At 60.0% G+C, this 19,660-nt stretch carries 21 protein-coding genes; 11 read left to right on the top strand and 10 right to left on the bottom strand.

The genetic code is table 11. The annotated features are described in order from the left end of the window. Positions 1-10: 10 nt before the first annotated feature. Positions 11-523 (bottom strand): crossover junction endodeoxyribonuclease RuvC, encoded by a 513-nt coding sequence (ruvC, locus tag FHT77_RS14695; protein ID WP_088693257.1) that lies wholly within the window; start codon positions 521-523, stop codon positions 11-13. Positions 524-763: 240 nt separating this feature from the next. Here ruvC and FHT77_RS14690 point away from each other — a divergent pair, with 240 nt between their 5' ends. The 8 genes from FHT77_RS14690 to FHT77_RS14655 all read left to right on the top strand — a co-directional run bounded on the left by FHT77_RS14690 (position 764) and on the right by FHT77_RS14655 (position 9,339). Beyond that, the gene (locus FHT77_RS14690) at positions 764-3,073 is read left to right on the top strand and encodes a methyl-accepting chemotaxis protein (protein ID WP_183755722.1); all 2,310 of its coding nucleotides are present in this window, start codon (positions 764-766) and stop codon (positions 3,071-3,073) included. A 119-nt stretch (positions 3,074-3,192) separates the two neighbouring features. Continuing rightward, positions 3,193-4,194, top strand: coding sequence for an LLM class flavin-dependent oxidoreductase (locus FHT77_RS14685; protein WP_183755965.1), 1,002 nt, complete (start codon positions 3,193-3,195; stop codon positions 4,192-4,194). A gap of 184 nt (positions 4,195-4,378) precedes the next feature. Further along, positions 4,379-4,765, top strand: a complete 387-nt coding sequence (locus tag FHT77_RS14680; protein WP_183755721.1) for a cytochrome c family protein — start codon at positions 4,379-4,381, stop codon at positions 4,763-4,765. 143 nt (positions 4,766-4,908) lie between these two features. After that, positions 4,909-5,718, top strand: a complete 810-nt coding sequence (locus tag FHT77_RS14675; RefSeq protein ID WP_183755720.1) for a cytochrome c oxidase subunit II — start codon at positions 4,909-4,911, stop codon at positions 5,716-5,718. Positions 5,719-5,773: 55 nt separating this feature from the next. Next, positions 5,774-7,549 (top strand): cytochrome c oxidase subunit I, encoded by a 1,776-nt coding sequence (ctaD, locus tag FHT77_RS14670; protein ID WP_183755719.1) that lies wholly within the window; start codon positions 5,774-5,776, stop codon positions 7,547-7,549. Next, a complete protein-coding gene (locus FHT77_RS14665; protein ID WP_183755718.1) occupies positions 7,546-8,256 on the top strand; it encodes a cytochrome c oxidase subunit 3 in 711 nt (236 codons plus the stop codon). Before ctaD ends, FHT77_RS14665 begins: the two co-directional genes overlap by 4 nt. 10 nt (positions 8,257-8,266) lie before the next feature. Continuing rightward, positions 8,267-8,995, top strand: coding sequence for a heme-copper oxidase subunit III family protein (locus tag FHT77_RS14660; RefSeq protein WP_183755717.1), 729 nt, complete (start codon positions 8,267-8,269; stop codon positions 8,993-8,995). Between the two features lie 8 nt (positions 8,996-9,003). After that, a complete protein-coding gene (locus FHT77_RS14655) occupies positions 9,004-9,339 on the top strand; it encodes a cytochrome C oxidase subunit IV family protein (protein ID WP_183755716.1) in 336 nt (111 codons plus the stop codon). A 201-nt stretch (positions 9,340-9,540) separates the two neighbouring features. On the opposite strand, the gene FHT77_RS14650 is transcribed toward FHT77_RS14655, so the two are convergent. Both FHT77_RS14650 and FHT77_RS14645 read right to left on the bottom strand, forming a co-directional pair. Next, a complete protein-coding gene (locus FHT77_RS14650; protein ID WP_183755715.1) occupies positions 9,541-10,029 on the bottom strand; it encodes an invasion associated locus B family protein in 489 nt (162 codons plus the stop codon). 221 nt (positions 10,030-10,250) lie between these two features. After that, entirely contained in the window at positions 10,251-10,997 is a 747-nt protein-coding gene (locus tag FHT77_RS14645) for a YebC/PmpR family DNA-binding transcriptional regulator (protein WP_183755714.1), read from the bottom strand. A gap of 174 nt (positions 10,998-11,171) precedes the next feature. Between FHT77_RS14645 and FHT77_RS14640 the strand changes: the two genes are divergently transcribed. Further along, the gene (locus FHT77_RS14640) at positions 11,172-11,675 is read left to right on the top strand and encodes a pyridoxamine 5'-phosphate oxidase family protein (protein WP_183755713.1); all 504 of its coding nucleotides are present in this window, start codon (positions 11,172-11,174) and stop codon (positions 11,673-11,675) included. 29 nt (positions 11,676-11,704) lie between these two features. On the opposite strand, the gene FHT77_RS14635 is transcribed toward FHT77_RS14640, so the two are convergent. From FHT77_RS14635 to FHT77_RS14605, 7 genes are all read right to left on the bottom strand, one after another. Continuing rightward, a complete protein-coding gene (locus FHT77_RS14635) occupies positions 11,705-12,541 on the bottom strand; it encodes an MBL fold metallo-hydrolase (protein WP_183755712.1) in 837 nt (278 codons plus the stop codon). Between the two features lie 119 nt (positions 12,542-12,660). Further along, a complete protein-coding gene (locus tag FHT77_RS14630) occupies positions 12,661-13,485 on the bottom strand; it encodes a TIGR00282 family metallophosphoesterase (protein ID WP_016557201.1) in 825 nt (274 codons plus the stop codon). Between the two features lie 2 nt (positions 13,486-13,487). Continuing rightward, positions 13,488-14,075 carry a 5-formyltetrahydrofolate cyclo-ligase gene (locus tag FHT77_RS14625; RefSeq protein WP_183755711.1) on the bottom strand — a complete coding sequence of 196 codons (588 nt, stop codon included), beginning with the start codon at positions 14,073-14,075 and terminating at the stop codon, positions 13,488-13,490. A 96-nt stretch (positions 14,076-14,171) separates the two neighbouring features. After that, on the bottom strand, positions 14,172-14,903 hold the full coding sequence (locus FHT77_RS14620) for a hypothetical protein (RefSeq protein WP_183755710.1): 732 nt from the start codon (positions 14,901-14,903) through the stop codon (positions 14,172-14,174). Between the two features lie 65 nt (positions 14,904-14,968). Next, positions 14,969-15,853: an NAD(P)-dependent oxidoreductase gene (locus FHT77_RS14615; RefSeq protein ID WP_183755709.1), complete on the bottom strand. Its 885-nt coding sequence runs from the start codon at positions 15,851-15,853 to the stop codon at positions 14,969-14,971. Then, on the bottom strand, positions 15,850-16,671 hold the full coding sequence (locus tag FHT77_RS14610; protein WP_183755708.1) for a glycosyltransferase: 822 nt from the start codon (positions 16,669-16,671) through the stop codon (positions 15,850-15,852). Before FHT77_RS14610 ends, FHT77_RS14615 begins: the two co-directional genes overlap by 4 nt. Further along, complete coding sequence (locus FHT77_RS14605) at positions 16,668-17,888, bottom strand: NAD-dependent epimerase/dehydratase family protein (RefSeq protein ID WP_183755707.1); 1,221 nt, start codon at positions 17,886-17,888, stop codon at positions 16,668-16,670. The genes FHT77_RS14610 and FHT77_RS14605 overlap by 4 nt, the downstream gene beginning before the upstream one ends. A gap of 119 nt (positions 17,889-18,007) precedes the next feature. On the opposite strand from FHT77_RS14605, the gene ybgC reads away from it, so the two are divergent. Continuing rightward, on the top strand, positions 18,008-18,472 hold the full coding sequence (gene ybgC / locus FHT77_RS14600) for a tol-pal system-associated acyl-CoA thioesterase (RefSeq protein WP_016557207.1): 465 nt from the start codon (positions 18,008-18,010) through the stop codon (positions 18,470-18,472). A 441-nt stretch (positions 18,473-18,913) separates the two neighbouring features. Further along, the gene (gene tolQ / locus FHT77_RS14595) at positions 18,914-19,633 is read left to right on the top strand and encodes a protein TolQ (RefSeq protein WP_016557208.1); all 720 of its coding nucleotides are present in this window, start codon (positions 18,914-18,916) and stop codon (positions 19,631-19,633) included. The last annotated feature ends 27 nt before the right edge of the window (positions 19,634-19,660 follow it).

The raw sequence follows: 19,660 nt of genomic DNA, 5'->3' as shown, positions 1-19,660 counted from the left end.
TCAGTGAAGATTAGCCGGCAAGTGCTGCCTGCCGCATGCGGTTGCTGCCGCGGTTGTGCGCATGGCAAATTGCGATCGCCAACGCGTCGGCGGCGTCGTTGCCTTTGAATTCGACCTTGGGCATCAGGATTTTCAGCATCATGTGGATTTGCTGCTTCTCGCCGTGGCCGACACCGATGACCGCCTTCTTGACCGCGTTCGGCGCGTATTCAGCGACCGGCAATCCGGCACGGGCAGGGACCAGCATGGCAATGCCGCGCGCCTGACCGAGTTTCAGCGTCGCGACGGCATCCTTGTTGACGAAGGTCTGTTCTACAGCGGCCTCATCCGGCTTGTAGCTATGGACGACATCCGCCAGACCGTCATGCAGTTGGCAGAGGCGCGAAGCCAGGTCCATGTCGCCATCCGAGGTGACGGTGCCGGACGCGACAAAGCGCAAGGAATTGCCGAGTGTGTCGATAATTCCCCAGCCGGTGCGGCGCAGGCCCGGATCAACGCCGATGATGCGAATCGTATTTTGCATGCTTCACCCTATTGCACTCGCAAAATAACTGCCATCGATATGTGAACAAAACAAAAACATTCCTTGTTTTTCAGCCGTGCTGTTTACGGCAATTTAAGCTCCGTAGCCGACTTTTGATCCACAAAATGTCAGAGGAGCTCCCTTCTTCAGGAGGTAAGGCTCCCGTGTTCTGTTTACAGGTCAGCCGGCAGGGCGTTCCCGTTCCGCCGGTATGAGCCGTTCCGGAAGGGTTCGTCGTTCATGGTTCAGAGATTTCAATCCCTGTCCTTTAAGGTCATTGCTACATTCATTCTGCTCACCGCGTTGTCGATCGCGGTCATCAACGTCCTCGCTTATTTCGCCAGCAGCCGCATATCCGGCGAGCAGGCGCTCAAGGCAAAGGAGAGCGTGCTGATCTTCCGTGGCGACATGCTGCAGGATCAGCTTCAGCAGCTGGAAAATCAGGCGAACTCGATTGCGCGCATCGAAGCGCTGCAGATGTCGATCACGAGCCTGAAGAGCGGTTGGAAGACAATCGAGAAGACGTCAGGCGATGCGCGCGCCGAATTGAAAAAGGTGTTCATCACCAACAATCCAAATCCGGCAGACCAGCGCGAAAAACTGATCAAGCCGGAAGCTCCGAGCGGCTTCTACTTCTCCAATCACGAAACGACGCAGGGCGAGGTGGCCCGCGACCTCGAGAACACCGCCTTCAGCGACCTGCTGATTGCCGATCTCGATGGCAACGTTCTCTATTCCTACAAGAAGAACGACGACTTCGCCGAAAACCTGAAGACCGATGCGTGGAAGTCGACCGGTGCCGGTCTCGCCTTTGCCAAGGCCATCGAGAACACCGCCAAGGCGAAGGACGATTCCGCGCCGACCGGCTTTTCAGGTCTTCGCGTCGACGCAGCAAATGGCAAGTCGGCAATCTTCTACGCCGTGCCGATCGTCAAGCTCGGCGCTCCCAAGGGCGTGATGCTCTTCAAGGTGCGCGATGACATCATTACCAGTATTCTCGCCAAGGGTATCGTGGCCGGCAGCACCGCACAGGCCGCGATCATCTCGGAAGATGGCTCGGCTGTTGGCGTGAACAGCGCTGGCCAGCTTGTCATGCTGGATACGGCGCCGTTCACGTTCGCTAAGGACGCGCTTTCGGCAAAGGGGATGACGGTCGACGACTTCGATCGCGCCGATGGTCAGGCGCGCGCCTATGTCCGTGGCATCGACTATCAGGGCTCACGTTTCCTTGTCGTGGAAAGTGTACGTCTCAGCGAGCTCAACGCCGGCTCGCTCGAAATCGCGACCCTGCTGACGATGATCGCATTTGGCGTTCTGGTCGTCATGGCGGTGGCGACCTGGATGATCACCAAGCTGCTGTTCTCGCCACTCGCCCGTCTTGCCGGCGTCACCCGCGACGTTGCCGATGGCAACCTCGACGTCGAGATCGGCAGCCAGAACCGCGGCGACGAGATCGGCACGATGGCCAACGCGCTGGCGCGGTTCAAGCAATCGCTGGTCGAAAGCCGCGAGCTGGAAGCTGCCAGCAATGAAACCCGGGCGCGCGCCGAGCGGGATCGCCGGCAACATATGGCCGAGCGCGAGGCCGAGGCCCAGACACTGCAGGAAGTCGTCCAGGCGATCGACGAGGGTCTGCATCATCTCGCCAACGGCGATCTTGCCTATCAGATCGAAACCCGCTTCCCGAGCGAACTCGAGGGCCTGCGCGTCAATTTCAATCAGGCGCTGGCAGCGCTCAGCGAAACGATGACGGCTATCGGCGGCAACTCCATGGCGGTGCGTGCGGGCTCCGAGGAAATGCGCACCGGCGCCGACGAGCTTGCCGGTCGTACCGAGCGCCAGGCCGCTTCGATCACCGAGACTGCAAATGCGATCGATGCGATCACCCAGTCGGTTCGCGTTCAGATCGAGCGCGCCGAGCAGGCCGAGCGCATTGCCCGCGACGCCAAGCGCGAAACGACCGGCTCCAGCCAGATCATGCAGGAGACGATCGCTGCAATGGAAGCGATCCAGGCCTCTTCGCGGCAAATCAATTCTATCATCGCGGTGATCGACTCGATCGCCTTCCAGACGAACCTGCTGGCGCTCAATGCCGGCGTCGAAGCAGCGCGAGCAGGGGAGTCCGGCAAGGGCTTCGCTGTCGTCGCCATGGAAGTGCGCGAACTGGCGCAGCGTTCGTCGAGCGCAGCAAAGGAAATTGGGAGCCTGCTGCAAAAATCCACGAACGAGGTGGAAATGGGTGTCTCGCTCGTCGAGCGCGCCGGCGACGCGTTGACCGGGATCGGCAGCCACGTCGAGGCGATCAACGGCCAGATCAGCGAGATCATGGAAACGACCCGTGAAGAGGCGGACACGCTGCGCCAGATCAACACGGCGGTGTCCGAGCTGGACGCGATGACGCAGCAGAATGCGGCAATGGTCGAGGAAACCACCGCGGCTATTCACCGGCTTGCTACGGAAGCGGTCGAAATGGATCGGCAACTGGCGAATTTCACACTGGCGCATGAGCATCAGAGCGCTGAGGTGCACGTGCTGAGACGTCGGGCCTGAACCGAGCGTTGACAAAACAAGGGGCCGGGCGACCGGCCCTTTTCTTTGCCGGCCCGTTTGGAATGGAAGAAGAGCACACCTACATAGACGTGTCCTTCCAACCACCGACAGGCTTCGCCATGGTTCCCTTTTCCATTCTCGATCTCGCTCCGGTGCCAGACGGCGGGACGATCCGCCAGTCGCTCGAGAGTTCGGCGCGCATGGCGCAGAAGGCCGAAGAGTTCGGGTACAACCGCTTCTGGCTTGCGGAGCATCACGGCATGCCGGGGATCGCCAGCGCAGCGACGGCGGTTGTCATCGGCCATGTCGGCGCGGCGACCAAGCGCATCCGTATCGGCTCCGGCGGCATCATGTTGCCGAACCACTCACCGCTTGTCATTGCCGAGCAGTTCGGAACGCTGGAGGCGCTGTTTCCAGGGCGAGTCGATCTCGGTCTTGGACGCGCGCCCGGCACCGACATGCGAACTGCCCAGGCGCTGCGCCGCAATCTGGACGCCGGGGCGCAGAGCTTCCCGAATGATGTGGTCGAATTGCAGCAGCTACTCGGAGCGCCAATCGAGAACCAGGCGATCCTCGCTGTCCCGGGCATGAATTCCAATGTGCCGATCTGGCTGCTGGGCTCCAGCCTCTATAGCGCACAGCTCGCGGCAATGCTCGGGCTACCCTATGCCTTCGCTTCGCATTTCGCGCCGGATTCGCTGCTTGATGCGATCGATATCTATCGCAGCCGCTTCACGCCGTCCGCCGTGCTCGACAAGCCCTATGTCATGGTCGGAGTCATGGGTTCCGTCGCCGCGACCGACGAGGAGGCACAATATCATTTCACCTCCGCCCAGCAGCAGTTCGTCAATCTGCGCCGAAATGTGCGCGGCCAGTTCCCACGCCCGGTCAAGGACATGGAGAGCTTCTGGTCGCCGATGGAGAAGCTGACGGTGGAACATACGCTGCGGTACGCCGTCGTCGGCTCCCAGAAAACGGCAGAGGCGAAGCTCACCGAGTTCCTGGCGGAGACACAGGCCGACGAAGTCATCATCTCGATGCCTATCCACGACATAGAGGCGAGATTGACGTCGGTGGAGCTTTTTGCCGGGCTTGGAAACTTCCTTAGCGCTGCGGCGTAATGCCGCGTGTCCCGGCTAGGTCGGACTCCACAGCCATTTGTGCGAATTGACTTAATGCAACCGCACCATAGCTTCGTCTGATTGCACGGTCGTTTGCAGAGTTGCGGCGATGCAGGTGCAATGGGACGGCGCGCCAAAAATGGTGCGGCCGGTTTCGAGCAACCTTTGGAGGATGAGGATTGCTATGCGTTACCGTGGTCTTGCTGTTTTGATTTCACTGCTCTGTCTTTCCACCTCGGCCGCTATCGCCCAAGAAGGTGATGCGGCGGCCGGGGAAACGGTATTCAAAAAATGCGCGATCTGTCACATTGCCGACAGCGACAAGAACAAGGTCGGACCGTCGCTGAACCACGTGTTCGGTCGCACCGCCGGAACCCATCCGAATTTTGCCTATTCGTCGGCCATGAAGGCTGCGGGCACAGCCGGACTGGTCTGGGATGACGCGACGCTGCGCGATTATCTTCACGACCCCAAGTTGAAGGTAAAGGGAACGAAGATGGTGTTCGTCGGCCTAAAGGATGATGGCGAGATCACCAATCTGATTGCCTACCTCAAACAATTCTCGAAATAAAATCAGCCGATTGCGACCGAGCCCACTGATTTGGGAGGCTCGCTCGCGCCATTGCCGTGATGCTTTGTTTATGAGATAGTCCTAACGCAACTGCCGACGATTGCGGGTAATTTCCGCACATTGTGGCGGTTTGGGAGGAACGCATGGTTGTCGTGCTGGTTCTCGTTCTGATCGTCGTCGGGTCGGTGGCATTCCATCTGCTCAGCCCGTGGTGGTGGACTCCGATCGCCTCGAACTGGAGCTACATCGACCACACCATCACCATCACGTTCTGGATCACTGGCTTTGTCTTCGTCGCGGTGATCTCCTTTATGGCCTATTGCATCTTTCGTTTTCGCCATCGGCCGGGCAACCGAGCGGCCTATGAACCAGAAAACAAGCGTCTGGAATGGTGGCTTGCCGGCAGCACCGCTCTCGGGGTGGGTGCGATGTTAGCACCTGGTCTCTTCGTATGGCACCAGTTCGTGACTGTCCCGGCGGATGCTGGGGAAATCGAAGTCGTCGGGCAGCAGTGGCTGTGGAATTTCCGGTTGCCGGGAGTGGATGGCAAGCTTGGCAGGGCTGACAATCGAGCGGTGACAGCAGACAATCCGCTCGGCGTCATCAGGAGTGATCCGGCGGGCCTCGATGACATCATCATTTCAGGTGGCGAACTGCATTTGCCGATCGGAAAACCGGTTCGCGTGCATCTGCGATCGGTTGACGTCTTGCATGATTTCTATGTTCCCGAGTTCCGGGCGAAAATGGACATGATCCCCGGCTCGGTCACCTATTTCTGGTTCACGCCGACGCGGACGGGCACATTCGAAGTGCTATGCGCGGAGCTTTGCGGTGTTGGACACCCGCAGATGCGAGGGACTGTCGTTGTCGACGAGGCGGACGCCTATCAGGCGTGGCTCGCGCAGCAGCAGACGTTCTCGCAGCTGATGGCAGCGGTTGAACCGGCCAACTAGGCCGGCGTTGCGACCGGGGGAGCGGTCGTAACGGGAGGAGGAAGGAAAGCATGCGATGGTTGATATTCCAACCAGTGCCGCCGACGTCATTCCGCCAGCCGAAGTGGCGGATGTAGAACTTTACCATCCGAGGAGCTGGTGGACGAAATACGTCTTCAGCCAGGATGCCAAGGTCATTGCCATCCAGTATTCCATGACGGCGTTCGCGATCGGTTTCGTGGCGCTCGTCCTCTCCTGGCTGATACGTCTGCAGCTCGGCTTCCCCGGCTATTTCTCCTTCATCGACGCCGATCACTACTATCAGTTCATCACGATGCACGGGATGATCATGGTGATCTATCTGCTGACCGCGCTCTTCCTCGGCGGCTTCGGCAACTATCTCATTCCCCTGATGGTCGGCGCTCGCGACATGGTGTTCCCTTATGCGAACATGCTGAGCTACTGGCTCTACCTGCTCGCCGTGATCGTGCTTGTCGCCGGTTTCTTTGCGCCCGGCGGGCCGACGGGTGCCGGCTGGACGCTCTATCCGCCGCAGGCATTGACATCAGGTACGCCGGGCGGGCGCGACTGGGGTATTATCCTGATGCTCTCATCGCTGATCATCTTCATCATCGGCTTCACGATGGGCGGGCTGAACTATGTCGTTACCGTGCTGCAAGGACGGGCGCGCGGCATGACTTTGATGCGAATGCCGTTGACCGTATGGGGCATCTTCACCGCCACCGTCATGGCGCTGCTGGCTTTCCCGGCATTGTTCGTCGCCGCGGTAATGATGCTGTTCGACCGGCTGCTCGGCACCAGCTTCTTCATGCCTGCGATTGTCGAGATGGGCGAACAGCTGAAGTCGGATGGCGGAAGCCCGATCCTGTTCCAGCACCTCTTCTGGTTCTTCGGGCATCCGGAGGTCTACATCGTTGCGCTTCCGGCATTCGGCATCGTCTCCGATCTGATCAGCACGCATGCGCGCAAGAACATCTTCGGCTACCGCATGATGGTTTGGGCGATCGTGATCATCGGGGCGCTGAGCTTCATCGTCTGGGCGCACCACATGTATGTCAGCGGCATGAACCCGAATTTCGGGTTCTTCTTTGCCACGACAACGCTCATCATAGCCGTGCCGACCGCGATCAAGGTCTACAACTGGGTCTTGACGCTTTGGCGGGGCGATATTCACCTGACTTTGCCGATGCTGTTTGCCATCGGCTTCATCGTGACCTTCGTCAACGGTGGGTTGACCGGGCTTTTTCTCGGCAATGTGGTGGTTGACGTGCCGCTGTCCGACACGATGTTCGTCGTCGCGCACTTCCACATGGTCATGGGTGTGGCCCCCATCATGGTGGTCTTCGGCGCCATCTACCACTGGTACCCGAAGATTACCGGGAGGATGCTCGACGAGGTTCTCGGGCGGATCCATTTCTGGGTCACCTTCATCGGCGCCTACGCGATCTTCTTCCCAATGCACTATGTGGGTCTCGTGGGTGTGCCGCGCCGCTACTTTGAGCTTGGCGACACGGTATTCATTCCGCCGTCAGTCCATGATTTGAACATGTTCATTTCCGTCGCAGCGCTGATTGTCGGTGCGGCCCAACTCGTCTTTTTGTTCAATGTCGTCTGGAGCCTGTTCCATGGTCGAGAGGCGGGTGGCAATCCGTGGCGGGCGACGTCGTTGGAATGGCAGACGCCCGAGACGCCGCCGGCCCATGGCAATTGGGGCAAGGAGCTGCCGGTCGTCTACCGCTGGGCATACGACTATAGTGTCCCCGGCGCTGCCGAAGACTTCATACCGCAGAACCAGCCGCCGACGGCCGGACTGTCGAGGGCGCCAGCATGAGCGTCGTGCTGATTTTCCTCGCAGGCGTTGCCGCCATCGTCATCTGGTGGATATCCGGACAGCGGTTGATGTCGAAGCCATGGTTGGAGGTCGGCACGCTCGACGATATCCACCAACCGGCTAAGCCGCCGATCCCGACGGCCAAGATCGGCCTCGGTATTTTTCTTGCGGTTGTCGGGGCCCTCTTTTCCTTGCTGGCCAGCGCCTATCTCGCCCGGATGAGCGGCGCCGATTGGTGGGCGATCCCCATTCCGCGGCTTCTTTGGGCGAATACGGCGGTGCTGATCTTGAGCTGCGCGGCCCTGCAGTGGACGGTGGTTCAAGTGCGGCGGGGCGCCGATGACGGTGTACGACTGGGCCTCGATGCAGCACTGGCGACAGCAGTGCTGTTTCTTGCGGGGCAGATTGTTGCCTGGCTGCAACTCGTTGCGGCCGGTTATGTGCTTGCCGATAACCCGGCAAACAGCTTCTTCTACATGCTGACCGGGCTGCACGGTCTCCACATCCTCGGCGGGCTGGCGGTCCTTGCACGGACGCGGGTGAGAACGCTCGCGGGCAGCGCCACGGCGCCCGCCAGGCTGCGCCTCGGCATCGAGCTCTGCGCCACCTACTGGCACTTCATGCTCGTCGTGTGGCTGCTTCTCTTTGCGCTCTTTACTGGCTGGGCAAACGACTTTGTCGACCTCTGCCGTCAACTCGTTTCTTAAGGGGCAGACAATGGCCGAACTCACCCGAGTTGAAACAGAACCCGTCGCCCATGGCAGCCATACCGGCGGTCTGAGTGGTGTGGCTGCGGATTTTGCCTCGGATCAGCGAGCGTTCAAGAACGTGTCCTGGGGCAAGGCCATGATGTGGATCTTCCTCCTCAGCGACACCTTCATCTTCGGCTGTTTCCTGCTTGCCTACATGACGGCTCGGATGTCGACGCCGATCGCATGGCCCAATCCGAGCGAGGTCTTTGCACTTGAGATCGGCGGGCAGCAGGTTCCGCTGATCCTCATCGCCATCATGACCTTCATCCTGATCAGCAGCAGCGGCACGATGGCCATGGCCGTCAATTTCGGTTATCGCCGCGAGCGCGGGAAGACGGCAGCGTTGATGCTTTTGACCGCGCTGCTCGGCGCCTCCTTCGTCGGAATGCAGGCTTTCGAGTGGACAAAGCTTATCACCGAAGGCGTGCGCCCCTGGGAGAACCCGTGGGGTGCGGCGCAGTTCGGATCATCCTTCTTCATGATCACCGGGTTTCACGGTACGCACGTGACCTTCGGCGTGATCTTCCTTTTGATTACGGCGCGCAAGGTATGGCGCGGAGACTTCGATACGGGCCGGCGGGGCTTCTTCACAAGCCGCAAGGGTAATTATGAGATCGTCGAGATCATGGGCCTCTACTGGCACTTCGTCGATCTCGTCTGGGTTTTCATTTTCGCGTTCTTCTATCTGTGGTGAGGCGCATCATGGCACAGGCACAAGCGCATTCCGGCCAGCAGCATCCGATCAGGCTTTACCTCGTGGTCTGGGGGTTGCTGTTCGTCCTCAGCACGTTCTCCTATCTGGTCGATTATCTCGGCATCCAGGGCTACCCGCGCTGGACGCTCATCATCGTTTTCATGATGCTGAAGGCCGGCCTGATCGTTGCCATCTTCATGCATATGGCCTGGGAACGGCTGGCGCTGGTCTACGCAATCTTGCTGCCACCGCTCCTCGTCCTGGTCTTCGTGGCGATGATGGCATCGGAGTCGCATTATACGATCTTCACCCGGCTGACATTCCTCGGCGGCGCTGGTCCCTAGTGGACCATGGCGGGCTACATGATCTTCTCGTTCGGAAACGGGGCACGCGAAGCCCCGTTTCGCGCTCGACGAACCGTTGGACCTGATCGACTGTTGCGGGGTTGGAGCGGCTGATGTCGGTTAGCTGGCGAGCATGATGCCGAGCAAGCAGCCCGCGGCCAGCACGCCGAGCCGGCGTGCTGCGGGGTACCGTGACATGGCTTAGTTGCAGGATGCCATGCGCTTCAGGGCCGCGGTCACCCCATTCAAGGAATAGGTGTAGGTCGTCGCCGTGCCGCGCTGGGAGATGGCTTCGACCGTCATGTCGCTGCCGGAACGCATGGCGCCGATGACGTCAGGTTCGCGGGACTCTTCAAGCACCCACGCGGACTTGCCCCTGGTGAACATCGTGAACGTCTCGTCGCCGATTGCGACCTTGACCCGCGAGCCCGGCTTCAGTTCGTAGCCCATGATTGCCTGCGGCTCATACCCGGCACTCGGCGCCCGGCCGATCACGAAGAAATTGCTGCCATGATCAACGCTTGCCGGTTGCTTGGTTGTCGGAACAGTCAGCAAATAGCACACTGTCTGCCCGCCCTTGCTGTAGGAATAGACGCCCCAATCCTCGAACTGCTTGACCATTGTCGGCTGCGCGTTGGCGGAGATTGCGCCGGCAAGTGTGAAGGAGAGTACGAGAGCTATTCTTTTCATGGGCATTTTCCCCGCCGAAAGTGTGAGAGGTGCTGGCCTTAAGACAGACCGGCTGGAGCGAACGCGGGGCATTCAAGGCGGAGAGGGTTACCGAGACCTTAATGGCGGGCTGGGGGTAACGAACGTGTGACCGATCGATCGTCTGATGTGAATGGAAAGCCCAAAAACAAAAGAGCCGGCCACGTTTCCGGGACCGGCTTTGAATAAATGGTTGAAATAGATCAGGCCGAAAGCTTGGCCAGAACCTCTTCATCCACTTCGAAATTCGAGTAGACGTTCTGAACGTCGTCGTCGTCTTCGAGGCTGTCGATCAGCTTCAGCAGTGACTGGGCCCGTTCCTCGTCGACCGGCACGTTGTTCTGGGCGCGCCAGACGGCCTTGACGGTTTCGGCTTCGCCGAGCGAGGTTTCGAGCGCCTTGGCGACTTCGCCGAGGGCTTCGAAGCCGCAGGTGATGTAGTGGCCTTCCTCGTCGGTCTCGACGTCGTCGGCACCGGCTTCGATGGCGGCTTCCATCATCTTGTCGGCATCGCCTGCCTCAAGCTTGTAGGTGATTTCACCGACGTGGTCGAAGGAGAAGGAAACAGAGCCTGTTTCACCAAGAGCGCCGCCGGCCTTCGTGAAGATTGAGCGGACGTTGGAGGCGGTGCGGTTGCGATTGTCGGTCAGGGCCTCGACGATGATCGCAGTGCCGCCCGGGCCGTAACCCTCGTAGCGGACTTCATCGTAATTCTCGCCGTCGGCGCCGGCAGCCTTCTTGATGGCGCGGTCGATGTTATCCTTAGGCATGGACTGCGCCTTGGCGTTCTGGATCGCAAGACGCAGGCGGGCGTTCATCGAAGGATCAGGCAGACCGGCCTTGGCGGCAACGGTGATTTCGCGCGCGAGCTTGGAGAACATTTTCGACCGCACGGCATCCTGACGGCCCTTGCGATGCATGATGTTTTTAAACTGTGAATGGCCAGCCATGGCACCCCTGTTCACGTCATATTGTTAGGAATGGGCCGCCTTATAAGAGCGAAATGGGCCGTATTCAAGGGAAAACGGCTCCACCGCGCCTGTTGCTCATACAGCCCGAAAGGCGGAACAAAGCCCCGAAGTTGACGTTTCAAAGCACGGACCCTCGAAACGGAAGGAAGTGCTATGGCCAGTTTCAACGAAGCGCGGGAACACCCGGCACGCCAGCTCTGGGACCAGGTGAACGACATCCATGCAGGCATGCTCGGCGTGGATGGAGTGGACATGCACATGCAGCCGATGGCGCCGAATGCTGATCCGAAGACGAATACGATATGGTTCTACACGAAATCGGACGCAGCGATCGTGCGTGCCATCAAGCCGGGTACGCGGGCACATTTCTGCGTGGTCGGCAAGGATCACGACTACCATGCCTGCCTCGCAGGCAAGATCGAGGTGCGGCCCGACTCGTCAAAGATTGACGAATATTGGAACTCAGTTGTCGCCGCCTGGTATGATGACGGCAAGAAGGATCCGAATCTCACGATGCTCGCAATGCATGTCGACGACGCCGAGATCTGGGTTTCGACGGGTAGCAAGCTGAGGTTCGGCTGGGAGATCGCCAAGGCCAATCTCGACGATCACAAGATGCCCGATGTCGGCATCAGGCAGCACTTGCAGTTTGCTTGAAAGAACAGACCCGGCGCAGTCCGGGTCTTTTATTGCATGCCCTTTGCGACATAGATCAGCGGCTTTTTCGGCAAGGTGAGCAGCGACACGGAGATCGTGTTCGTCGGCGCGTAGCTGATGTCGAAATCGGGTCCGAACATCGACAGGAAGCTTTGCAGCGGGCGCGGTTGATGCATCGGCAGGATCAGCGAGGCGCGCAGGCGCTTGATGACGCGGCTCATGCTGTCGGAGCCCATTGTCAGGCCACCATCCACCGGCACCATCACGACATCCAGTCGGCCGATTTCCGTGTAGTGGGTTTCCGTCAGTTCGTAGTGCAGATGGCCAAGATGGCCGATGCAGAGGCCGGCAACCTCGAAGATGAAGATCGAGTTCCCATCCTGCTGCGGCGCGCCGAAACCGCCCCTGATATCGGTGGTGACATTGCGAATGTAGGTGTCGCCGACCACCAGGTTGATCTTGGCTTTTTCGCCCGGCACGTCACCCCATCCATGCAGCACATACTTGATGGCCGGGTCGGTCACCAGAGTATAGTGCGAGGAATGGGCGCGGTTCATGGTGACGACCATCGGCGCCTGCGGCGGCGAGTACCAGCCGCTGTAATCGGTCGCGATCGTCACACCGCCCGGCGTTTCAATGAGGAAGGTGGAGTGCCCAATGTAGTTCAGCGTAACCGATTGATTGGTGGCGCCGGCGTGGATGACTGGGGCCGGGCCTGTGAAACTCGCAAAGGTCGCTTGTGGGATCGATTGGGCGATAGCCTGGCACTGGCTGACGTTTCGCCGTTCCTCCTGAGCGGCGGCCACTTCCACGGCAACCAAGACCATCAGGCAGGCGATTGCGAAAACAAGAAAACGCGGCTTCATGCCACTTCCTCCAGCGCGCTCACGGGTAGGCTCGGGAGGATGCGGCAAGGCGCCGCAGTGGTCCAGTTGAAATGCCGGGACGCTGCTCACTTTTGCGTCATGGCAGACGCCTGCCTGAACTAGCGCCAGAACTCCGGAATGGTCTCCGCAAGCCGCGGGCCGAGCCGCAGTGGAGCGATCTTTTCAGCCAGGCCGGTCGCATCGGAGATCTCGACGCCGACGCCGCAGATGGTTGCCGGGCCGGTCGCCGCCTCCATGCGGCCTTTCGGCATCTTCGAGATGAACCGGTTCAGCGGCTCCTCCTTGTCCATGCCGAGCGAGGAATCGTAGTCGCCGCACATGCCGGCGTCAGACATGTAGGCGGTGCCGCCATTCAGGATCTGATGATCGGCGGTCGGGACATGGGTGTGCGTGCCGACGACGAAGCTGGCGCGGCCGTCGACGAAATGGCCGAAGCACTGCTTCTCGCTAGTCGCTTCGGCGTGGAAGTCGAAAATGATCGCATCGGCCTGTTCCTTGAGCGGGCAGGCGTCGAGGATCGCTTCGGCGGATTTGAAGGGATCGTCGAGTTCGGGATGCATGAAGACGCGGCCCATGACATTTGCGACAAGCACGCGTGCGCCGTTGCGGGCATAGAACAGCCCCGAGCCGCGACCCGGCGTGCCCTGCGGGTAGTTCGCGGGCCGCAGGAACTGGTCGTGACGTCCGGCAAAGGCAACGGCTTCCTTCTGGTCCCAGACGTGGTTGCCCGTCGTCACGACATCGGCACCGGCATTGATCGTCTCGAGGAAGATATCCTCGGTGATGCCGAAGCCGCCGGCGGCGTTCTCGCCGTTGACGACGACGAAATCTAGCTTGAGGTCGGAAATGAGGCCGGGGAGGCGGTTCCAGACGGCGGTGCGTCCGGTCTTACCCACCATGTCACCCAGAAAAAGCAGTCGCATTGCTATCCAATCCAAGAGGCAAAAAAGCGAAGTCCGCTTTCTGTCAGGAGGGCGTCCAGGCTGACATCGTGCGGCTCGTCGGGCACATGTGCCACTTCCTGGCAGTCGAATGCAATGCCGATCAGCTTGGGATGCTGGCCTTTTTGCCGCAAACGCTCGATGGCGCGGTCATAATAGCCGGCACCGTAGCCAATGCGGTGGCCGCGATTGTCGAAGGCGGAGAGCGGCACCAGCATGATTTCGGGATCGAGCACGGCGGCGTCCGCCGGCGGGCCGGAGGTGCCGAAGCCCGTGCTGACCAACGGCGCGCCGCGCACAAGTTCGCGAAACACTATCGTCTGCTTGTCGAGGATGGCAGGCACGCAAAGCCGGGCTCCACGTGCCTGGAAGCGCGCCAGAAGCGGCCGGATGTCGGCCTCCGAACGGATCGGCAGGAAGCCGGAGACGACAGTGCCCGGATCGAAGGCGACGGCCTCGCCGGCATGCTCGGCCATGGCCAGGCTCATCTCGATGCGCGTGGCCTCCGGGATCGCGTCGCGCAGTGTAAGCCGGCCGGCTCGCATTTCGGCTTTCTGTTCTTTTGGGGTCATACGGTCCATCACGCTGTTTTCAGCAGACGATAAAGGTCTTGCCGATCATTTCAACGGGACAATGCGACGTTTGGCCACCCGCCCAAGGCAAGCAGCTCAAATCGTGATGCTCGTCGGGATGGCAGAAGTGTCGGCCTGTGCCTCAACCGAATAGGCGTTTGCGCCTGACGCCTGCTGGCCGGTTCTTGCTCGCAAGTCACGCATCGCCTTGTCCATCAACTGCCGGACCTCCTGCAGGATGGCCTTGAACTCTTCCATCGTCTTTCGGTCTTCGGTGGAGATCCCTGCGGACGCCTGCTGTCCGTCTTCGACGACGCTCTGGTAGGCGTTGCGCGCCGCGGTTGCGCCGTCGGGTTCGTCCGTTTGGGCGGCGCTCGCGTCGGAGTTGTCCGCCGCCGCGGCCGCGTCTGTGCCTGATGTATCGGTTGCGGCAGCTGCCGACGCCGCTCCGGTATCGGCCGTTGCCGCAGAGGCATTGGCTGTGGAAGCAATGTTTATTGCACTAGCAGCAACAGCCGAGGCAAATTCCGCCGCAGCGGCGCTGATCTTGTGGGCAAGTTCGGCTGCAAGCCGGGCAACGACCTCCGGTGGGTAGCCGCCACTCTTCAGCATTTCGAGCTGCTGCTTGGCTTCCTCAAGCTTGCGTGCCGCACGGGCTTTGGCCGCTTCGGCCGATGTCGCCATGCTCTCACGCAGGCTTTCCTGTGCCCTTGCCGCATTCTGCAAGATCTTCAGGCGCGCGCTGGCGCTGTCGGTCGACGTAGTGAGATTGTCGGAGGAGTAAGTGGTGCGCAGGATGTTGAGCGCTGATGCGGAACCGACTTGCATACTATCCTCCGGATTGCACTATCCGGTGTAGTCTGCAACTTCAGGCTTGCGTGGGCCTGTGCCACCTATGTACGCGTGGCGAGCGTATGGATCGTTTGATTGAACAGCGGCATGCCGCCCGGTGACCAACCGAGGGCGCGGATTTTCGCCGTGTCCATCGGCGTCAGCTGTGACTTGTCGGCAGGAAGCGGCAGCCTGTTCAGGCAATCGCGCTCCCAGCGAATGTGTTCCAGGATGTCCCAGGTATCGAGCGTGACATCGGAGACGTTGAAGGTCTCGCCGGAGATACGATAGGTGTCCGCTTCCAGCATCAGCCGTACGGCCCCGCCGACGTCTCTTCCGTGAACCTCTGTTCCAGCACGTGATGGCAGATGGCGGCCAGCGAGGTAATCTTCAATCAGCTTGTCCCATTTGTTCGGCCGAAAGTCGCCGTAGACGCCAGTCAAGCGCAGGCTGGCCGTTGCGAAGCCAGGCGCCGCGAGATGCGCAAGGCTGCGTTCGGCGTCGAGCTTGACGTGGCTGTAGAGGGTCTCCGGCTTCTCAGCCATGCCTTCTATCAGCGTGGTTCCCGGTGCGTGCTCGCCATAGGCGGCGCGGCTCGAAATGAAGATGCAGCGGCGTGTACCGGCGCGTTTGGCCGCTTCGAAAAGCCGGACGCTTCCGTCAAGGTTAAGGCGCTTGAACGTCTCCGGGTCATCGCCCTCGCCGCCGCGGTATTTGCCGGGCAAGTGGTGGAAGGCGGCGTGCACGAAGAAATAGGCGTCGTCAAAGGCTTCGATATGATCACGCGTCGGATCGAGCGAGAGCGGGGCGAATTCGACCGGTCTTGAAAAGAAGCGGGGCAGGGGAGCGTGGCGGCCGCCGATGATCACGGTATAGCCGGCGGCGAGCAGTTCTTCGACGATATAACGTCCGACGAGACCTGTTCCCCCCGATACCAATACCTTCATGCCGCCTCGTCAGGGTTGGACATTGTCGATGGATCCGGCAGATCATCGTCGGCATAGAATGCATGCCAAAGGTCGATCAGCGGCCGCAGTTTATCGGCCTTCGGATGATTCGTCTCCCACGGCTTCTCATACTGGTAATGCAGGACGGAAATACTCCGCCAGTCCCAAAGCCGGGGCATGGTGAACCACACGTACTGGAGCATGTTGAAATAGACGGGCAGGCCGTGCCAATCCGGGAAAAACTCCTGCAGGAAGGTCTGGTCCGTCCGCTTCCAGAACACCCCCGGCCGATCCAGCCGTTCCAGCATTCGCTGGAATGTGTCTTCGGACGGCTGCGCGACGAAGACGCCGGAATTCAGCCGGTGGAAGTCCGCCAGGGATTCATAGACGTTCGGGGCGGCGGAAAACTCAGGATAGCGGAAGAGTTTGTCGATGTTTCGCAACACGATCGCGTCGGCGTCGATGAAGACGCAGCTGGCATATTCGGTCAATTGCCATAGGCGCAGCTTGCAGAAATTGTCGAGCGGCGAATGAAACGCAGGCTTGCGTCCCTTCGTGAAGGGAGCGGCGGCGTGCAGACTGGATCGAGCATGACGCTCATTGAACTCCGCTGACAGGGGCAGATGGTCGACCGGCACCAGGCGACAGCCGAGTTGCAGAAGCGGGTCAAGACTGGCTTGGTCGACGCCTGTCGTATGCAGGATGATGATGTCCGCTGGGGTGGCGGTTCGGCGCAACGATACCGCAAGCGCCTTGGCGCCCATGGCGTAATCGTCGTTGGTGACGAGCGTGACATAGGCGTGCCGAGGCTCACTCATGAAACGGACTTCAGTCTCTTGCCTTCCGGATCGCGGTTGATCGTCGCCGCAATGTCTTTCGTCCAGGCAGAGATCGCGGGGACGCGCGACCGATCGACGCGGTAGGCAAATTTCTTGGCGACGTCGACGATCTCGCTCAGAAGACCTGTCTGCAGGGTGATCGGATCGAGACCGAGCTTGCGGAATTTCTCGTTCTTGACGATGAGTTCGTTTTCCGGCGCTTCCTTGCGTGGGTTCGGCAGCCAGGCGATCTCGCCGCCGCTCAGCTTGGCGATCATTTCCGCCAGATCTCGCACCCGATGCGTTTCGGTCATCTGGTTGAAGATCTCGACACGGGCGCCTCGGGCAGGCGGGTTGTTCAAGGCAAGCTCGATGCAGCGGACCGAATCCTGGATGTGGATGAAGGCGCGGGTCTGGCCGCCGGTGCCGTGGACTGTCAGCGGATATCCGATCGCCGCCTGGATCAGGAAGCGGTTCAACACTGTGCCATAATCGCCGTCATAGTCGAAGCGATTGATCAGCTGCGGATGCCTACGCGTCTGCTCGGTGTGGGTGCCCCAGACAATGCCCTGGTGCAGGTCGGTGATGCGCAGGCCGTCGTTCTTGGCGTAAAAGTGGAAGAGCAGCTGATCCAGGCACTTGGTCATGTGATAGATCGAGCCTGGATTGGAGGGGTAGAGGATTTCCTGGCTAACGGTCTCGCCATTCGCCGTCTCGATGCCAACCGTCAGATAGCCCTCGGGGATCGCTGCGCCAACTGTCGAATAACCGTAGACGCCCATCGTGCCGAGGTGGATCAGATGGGCGTCGAGTTGGAGTTCGACAAGCGCATTCAGGAGGTTATGGGTGGCGTTGACGTTGTTGTTTACCGTGTAGTTCTTGTGGCGGTCGCTCTTCATCGAGTAGGGCGCCGCGCGCTGTTCGGCGAAATGAATGATGGCATCCGGCCGGTTCTCAGCTAGCCACTTCTTCAGCAGTTCGTAGTCCTTGGCGAGGTCGATCAGGTTGAAATGAATGCGCCGGCCGGTTTCGGCGTGCCAGATGCGCGTTCGCTCCTGGATCGAGTCCATCGGGGTCAGCGACTGAACCCCAAGTTCAGTGTCGATCCAGCGCCGCGAGAGGTTGTCGAGAATGTGAACGTCGTGTCCCGTGTCGGAGAGATGCAATGATGTCGGCCAGCCAATGAATCCGTCCCCGCCCATCACTGCAATCTTCATCGTGTCGTCTCCTGCTTGAATGTCTCTGTCAAAAATTACTTAGGAAGCGTGACAATTGTTCAATGCTTGCAAGGCGGAATGTCTTCCGCCAAAGAGGGCGCGTGACTTTGGAGAAAATTATGGCGGACAACGGTTTTTCGATTTCGGGTGAACTCACGGAAACGGGTCACCGGCTCCTGCAGCGGGTTTATTACGAGGACACCGATTTTTCCGGCCTCGTCTACCATGCGCGTTATCTTCACTTCCTCGAGCGCGGCCGCACCGATTACCTCCGTTGTCTCGGCGTCGAGCAGCGGGAGTTGATCAATGCCGACGAGGAAGGGCTTGTCTTCGTCGTCCACCGCATGGAGATCGACTTCAAGCAGCCGGCGCGGATGGATGATATCCTGACCGTCCTGACCCACACCGAAAAAGCCGGCGGCGCCAAGATGGTCCTCAATCAGGAGATCCGGCGCGGCGAAACGCTGCTCATCGCCGCCAAGGTGATCATCGCCGTCATCAATGCCAATGCCAGGCCGCGACGATTGCCGGAGACACTCGCCGAGAAATTTCTTGAAGGCAGCAAGCCGCTCCGCGGGCCCTGAGCCCTTGTCGCGCGCAATGTGATCGACACGGTTTGCGTGCGGCGATTCGCCTGGGTTGGTCGTGAACGCTGAAAAGACGCGGGATTCCGGCCTTGCATAAACATGAGTTTTGTGTGAAGGAATTTACGCGCTGGAAGATAAGCGCTGTTGTGGTCATCGAGCTAGATCTGACCAAGTAATCCAAGGGATAAATCTTTCTCCGATAGTTTCGCTGTCATGATCCGGCGCTAACGAACTGTTAACCATAATAGTGTCTTACTCGGATTGTCAGAGTTTGTGCGGTGCACGCCTTCCTTTGACCAAATTTGACGGCAAGGAAGGCGGATAAGAGCTTGGAAGCTTGACCAGGGCTTTGGGCGGCGGCCGCCAGACACTTCTTGCGAGATCACTTTGTGCCGCCCGGTCAAGTGCCGGGCGTTTGGATTCGGGGATTTTGGATCAATGGAACAAGTAGGATTGGCAGCAGCAACGGCCGACGTCAGCCTCTGGTCGCTGTTTATGCAGGCAGGTCTCGTCGTCAAGCTGGTCATGCTCGGGCTCATCGCAGCCTCGGTCTGGACCTGGGCGATCGTCATCGACAAATATCTGGCGTATGGTCGCGCACGGCGCCAGTTCGAGAAGTTCGAGCAGGTATTCTGGTCGGGCCAGTCGCTGGAAGAGCTTTATCGCACGCTATCGGAGCGCAACAATACCGGCCTTGCCGCGATCTTCGTTGCGGCGATGCGCGAATGGAAGAAGTCGTTCGAGCGCGGTGCGCGCTCCCCGATCGGTCTGCAGATGCGTATCGACCGCGCCATGGACGTTACGCTGGCGCGCGAATCCGAATTCCTCTCAGCCCGCCTCGGCTCGCTGGCAACGATCGGTTCGGCCGGCCCGTTCATCGGCCTCTTCGGTACGGTCGTCGGTATCATGACCTCCTTCCAGGCAATCGCCGGCTCGAAGTCGACGAACCTCGCGGTCGTTGCTCCGGGTATCGCTGAAGCGCTGCTTGCAACCGCAATCGGCCTTGTTGCCGCTATCCCGGCCGTTATCGCCTACAACAAGTTCACTGCCGACGCCGGCAAGCTTTCGGGCCGTATGGAAGGCTTCGCGGATGAATTCTCCGCCATCCTTTCGCGCCAGATCGACGAGAAACTGCAGCCGCGCCAGGCCGCGCAGTAATCGACGGGAACGGAGTCAACGATATGG

It is taken from the genome of Rhizobium sp. BK181, assembly GCF_014193305.1.
Lineage (GTDB): Bacteria > Pseudomonadota > Alphaproteobacteria > Rhizobiales > Rhizobiaceae > Rhizobium.
Note: the sequence above shows the minus strand (reverse complement) of the source record. Positions and strands in the feature narration are given on the sequence as shown.

Bases quoted from the DNA above. Each gene is read 5' to 3' on its own strand.
- FHT77_RS14630 (WP_016557201.1), bottom strand. From the start codon at position 13,485: ATGCGACTGCTTTTTCTGGGTGACATGGTGGGTAAGACCGGACGCACC.
- FHT77_RS14655 (WP_183755716.1), top strand. From the start codon at position 9,004: ATGGCACAGGCACAAGCGCATTCCGGCCAGCAGCATCCGATCAGGCTT.
- FHT77_RS14675 (WP_183755720.1), top strand. From the start codon at position 4,909: ATGGTTGTCGTGCTGGTTCTCGTTCTGATCGTCGTCGGGTCGGTGGCA.
- FHT77_RS14605 (WP_183755707.1), bottom strand. From the start codon at position 17,888: ATGAAGATTGCAGTGATGGGCGGGGACGGATTCATTGGCTGGCCGACA.
- ybgC (WP_016557207.1), top strand. From the start codon at position 18,008: ATGGCGGACAACGGTTTTTCGATTTCGGGTGAACTCACGGAAACGGGT.
- FHT77_RS14690 (WP_183755722.1), top strand. From the start codon at position 764: ATGGTTCAGAGATTTCAATCCCTGTCCTTTAAGGTCATTGCTACATTC.
- FHT77_RS14650 (WP_183755715.1), bottom strand. From the start codon at position 10,029: ATGAAAAGAATAGCTCTCGTACTCTCCTTCACACTTGCCGGCGCAATC.
- FHT77_RS14685 (WP_183755965.1), top strand. From the start codon at position 3,193: ATGGTTCCCTTTTCCATTCTCGATCTCGCTCCGGTGCCAGACGGCGGG.
- FHT77_RS14620 (WP_183755710.1), bottom strand. From the start codon at position 14,903: ATGCAAGTCGGTTCCGCATCAGCGCTCAACATCCTGCGCACCACTTAC.
- FHT77_RS14615 (WP_183755709.1), bottom strand. From the start codon at position 15,853: ATGAAGGTATTGGTATCGGGGGGAACAGGTCTCGTCGGACGTTATATC.
- FHT77_RS14660 (WP_183755717.1), top strand. From the start codon at position 8,267: ATGGCCGAACTCACCCGAGTTGAAACAGAACCCGTCGCCCATGGCAGC.
- FHT77_RS14610 (WP_183755708.1), bottom strand. From the start codon at position 16,671: ATGAGTGAGCCTCGGCACGCCTATGTCACGCTCGTCACCAACGACGAT.
- ruvC (WP_088693257.1), bottom strand. From the start codon at position 523: ATGCAAAATACGATTCGCATCATCGGCGTTGATCCGGGCCTGCGCCGC.
- FHT77_RS14665 (WP_183755718.1), top strand. From the start codon at position 7,546: ATGAGCGTCGTGCTGATTTTCCTCGCAGGCGTTGCCGCCATCGTCATC.
- FHT77_RS14640 (WP_183755713.1), top strand. From the start codon at position 11,172: ATGGCCAGTTTCAACGAAGCGCGGGAACACCCGGCACGCCAGCTCTGG.
- FHT77_RS14625 (WP_183755711.1), bottom strand. From the start codon at position 14,075: ATGACCCCAAAAGAACAGAAAGCCGAAATGCGAGCCGGCCGGCTTACA.
- FHT77_RS14635 (WP_183755712.1), bottom strand. From the start codon at position 12,541: ATGAAGCCGCGTTTTCTTGTTTTCGCAATCGCCTGCCTGATGGTCTTG.
- FHT77_RS14680 (WP_183755721.1), top strand. From the start codon at position 4,379: ATGCGTTACCGTGGTCTTGCTGTTTTGATTTCACTGCTCTGTCTTTCC.
- ctaD (WP_183755719.1), top strand. From the start codon at position 5,774: ATGGTTGATATTCCAACCAGTGCCGCCGACGTCATTCCGCCAGCCGAA.
- tolQ (WP_016557208.1), top strand. From the start codon at position 18,914: ATGGAACAAGTAGGATTGGCAGCAGCAACGGCCGACGTCAGCCTCTGG.
- FHT77_RS14645 (WP_183755714.1), bottom strand. From the start codon at position 10,997: ATGGCTGGCCATTCACAGTTTAAAAACATCATGCATCGCAAGGGCCGT.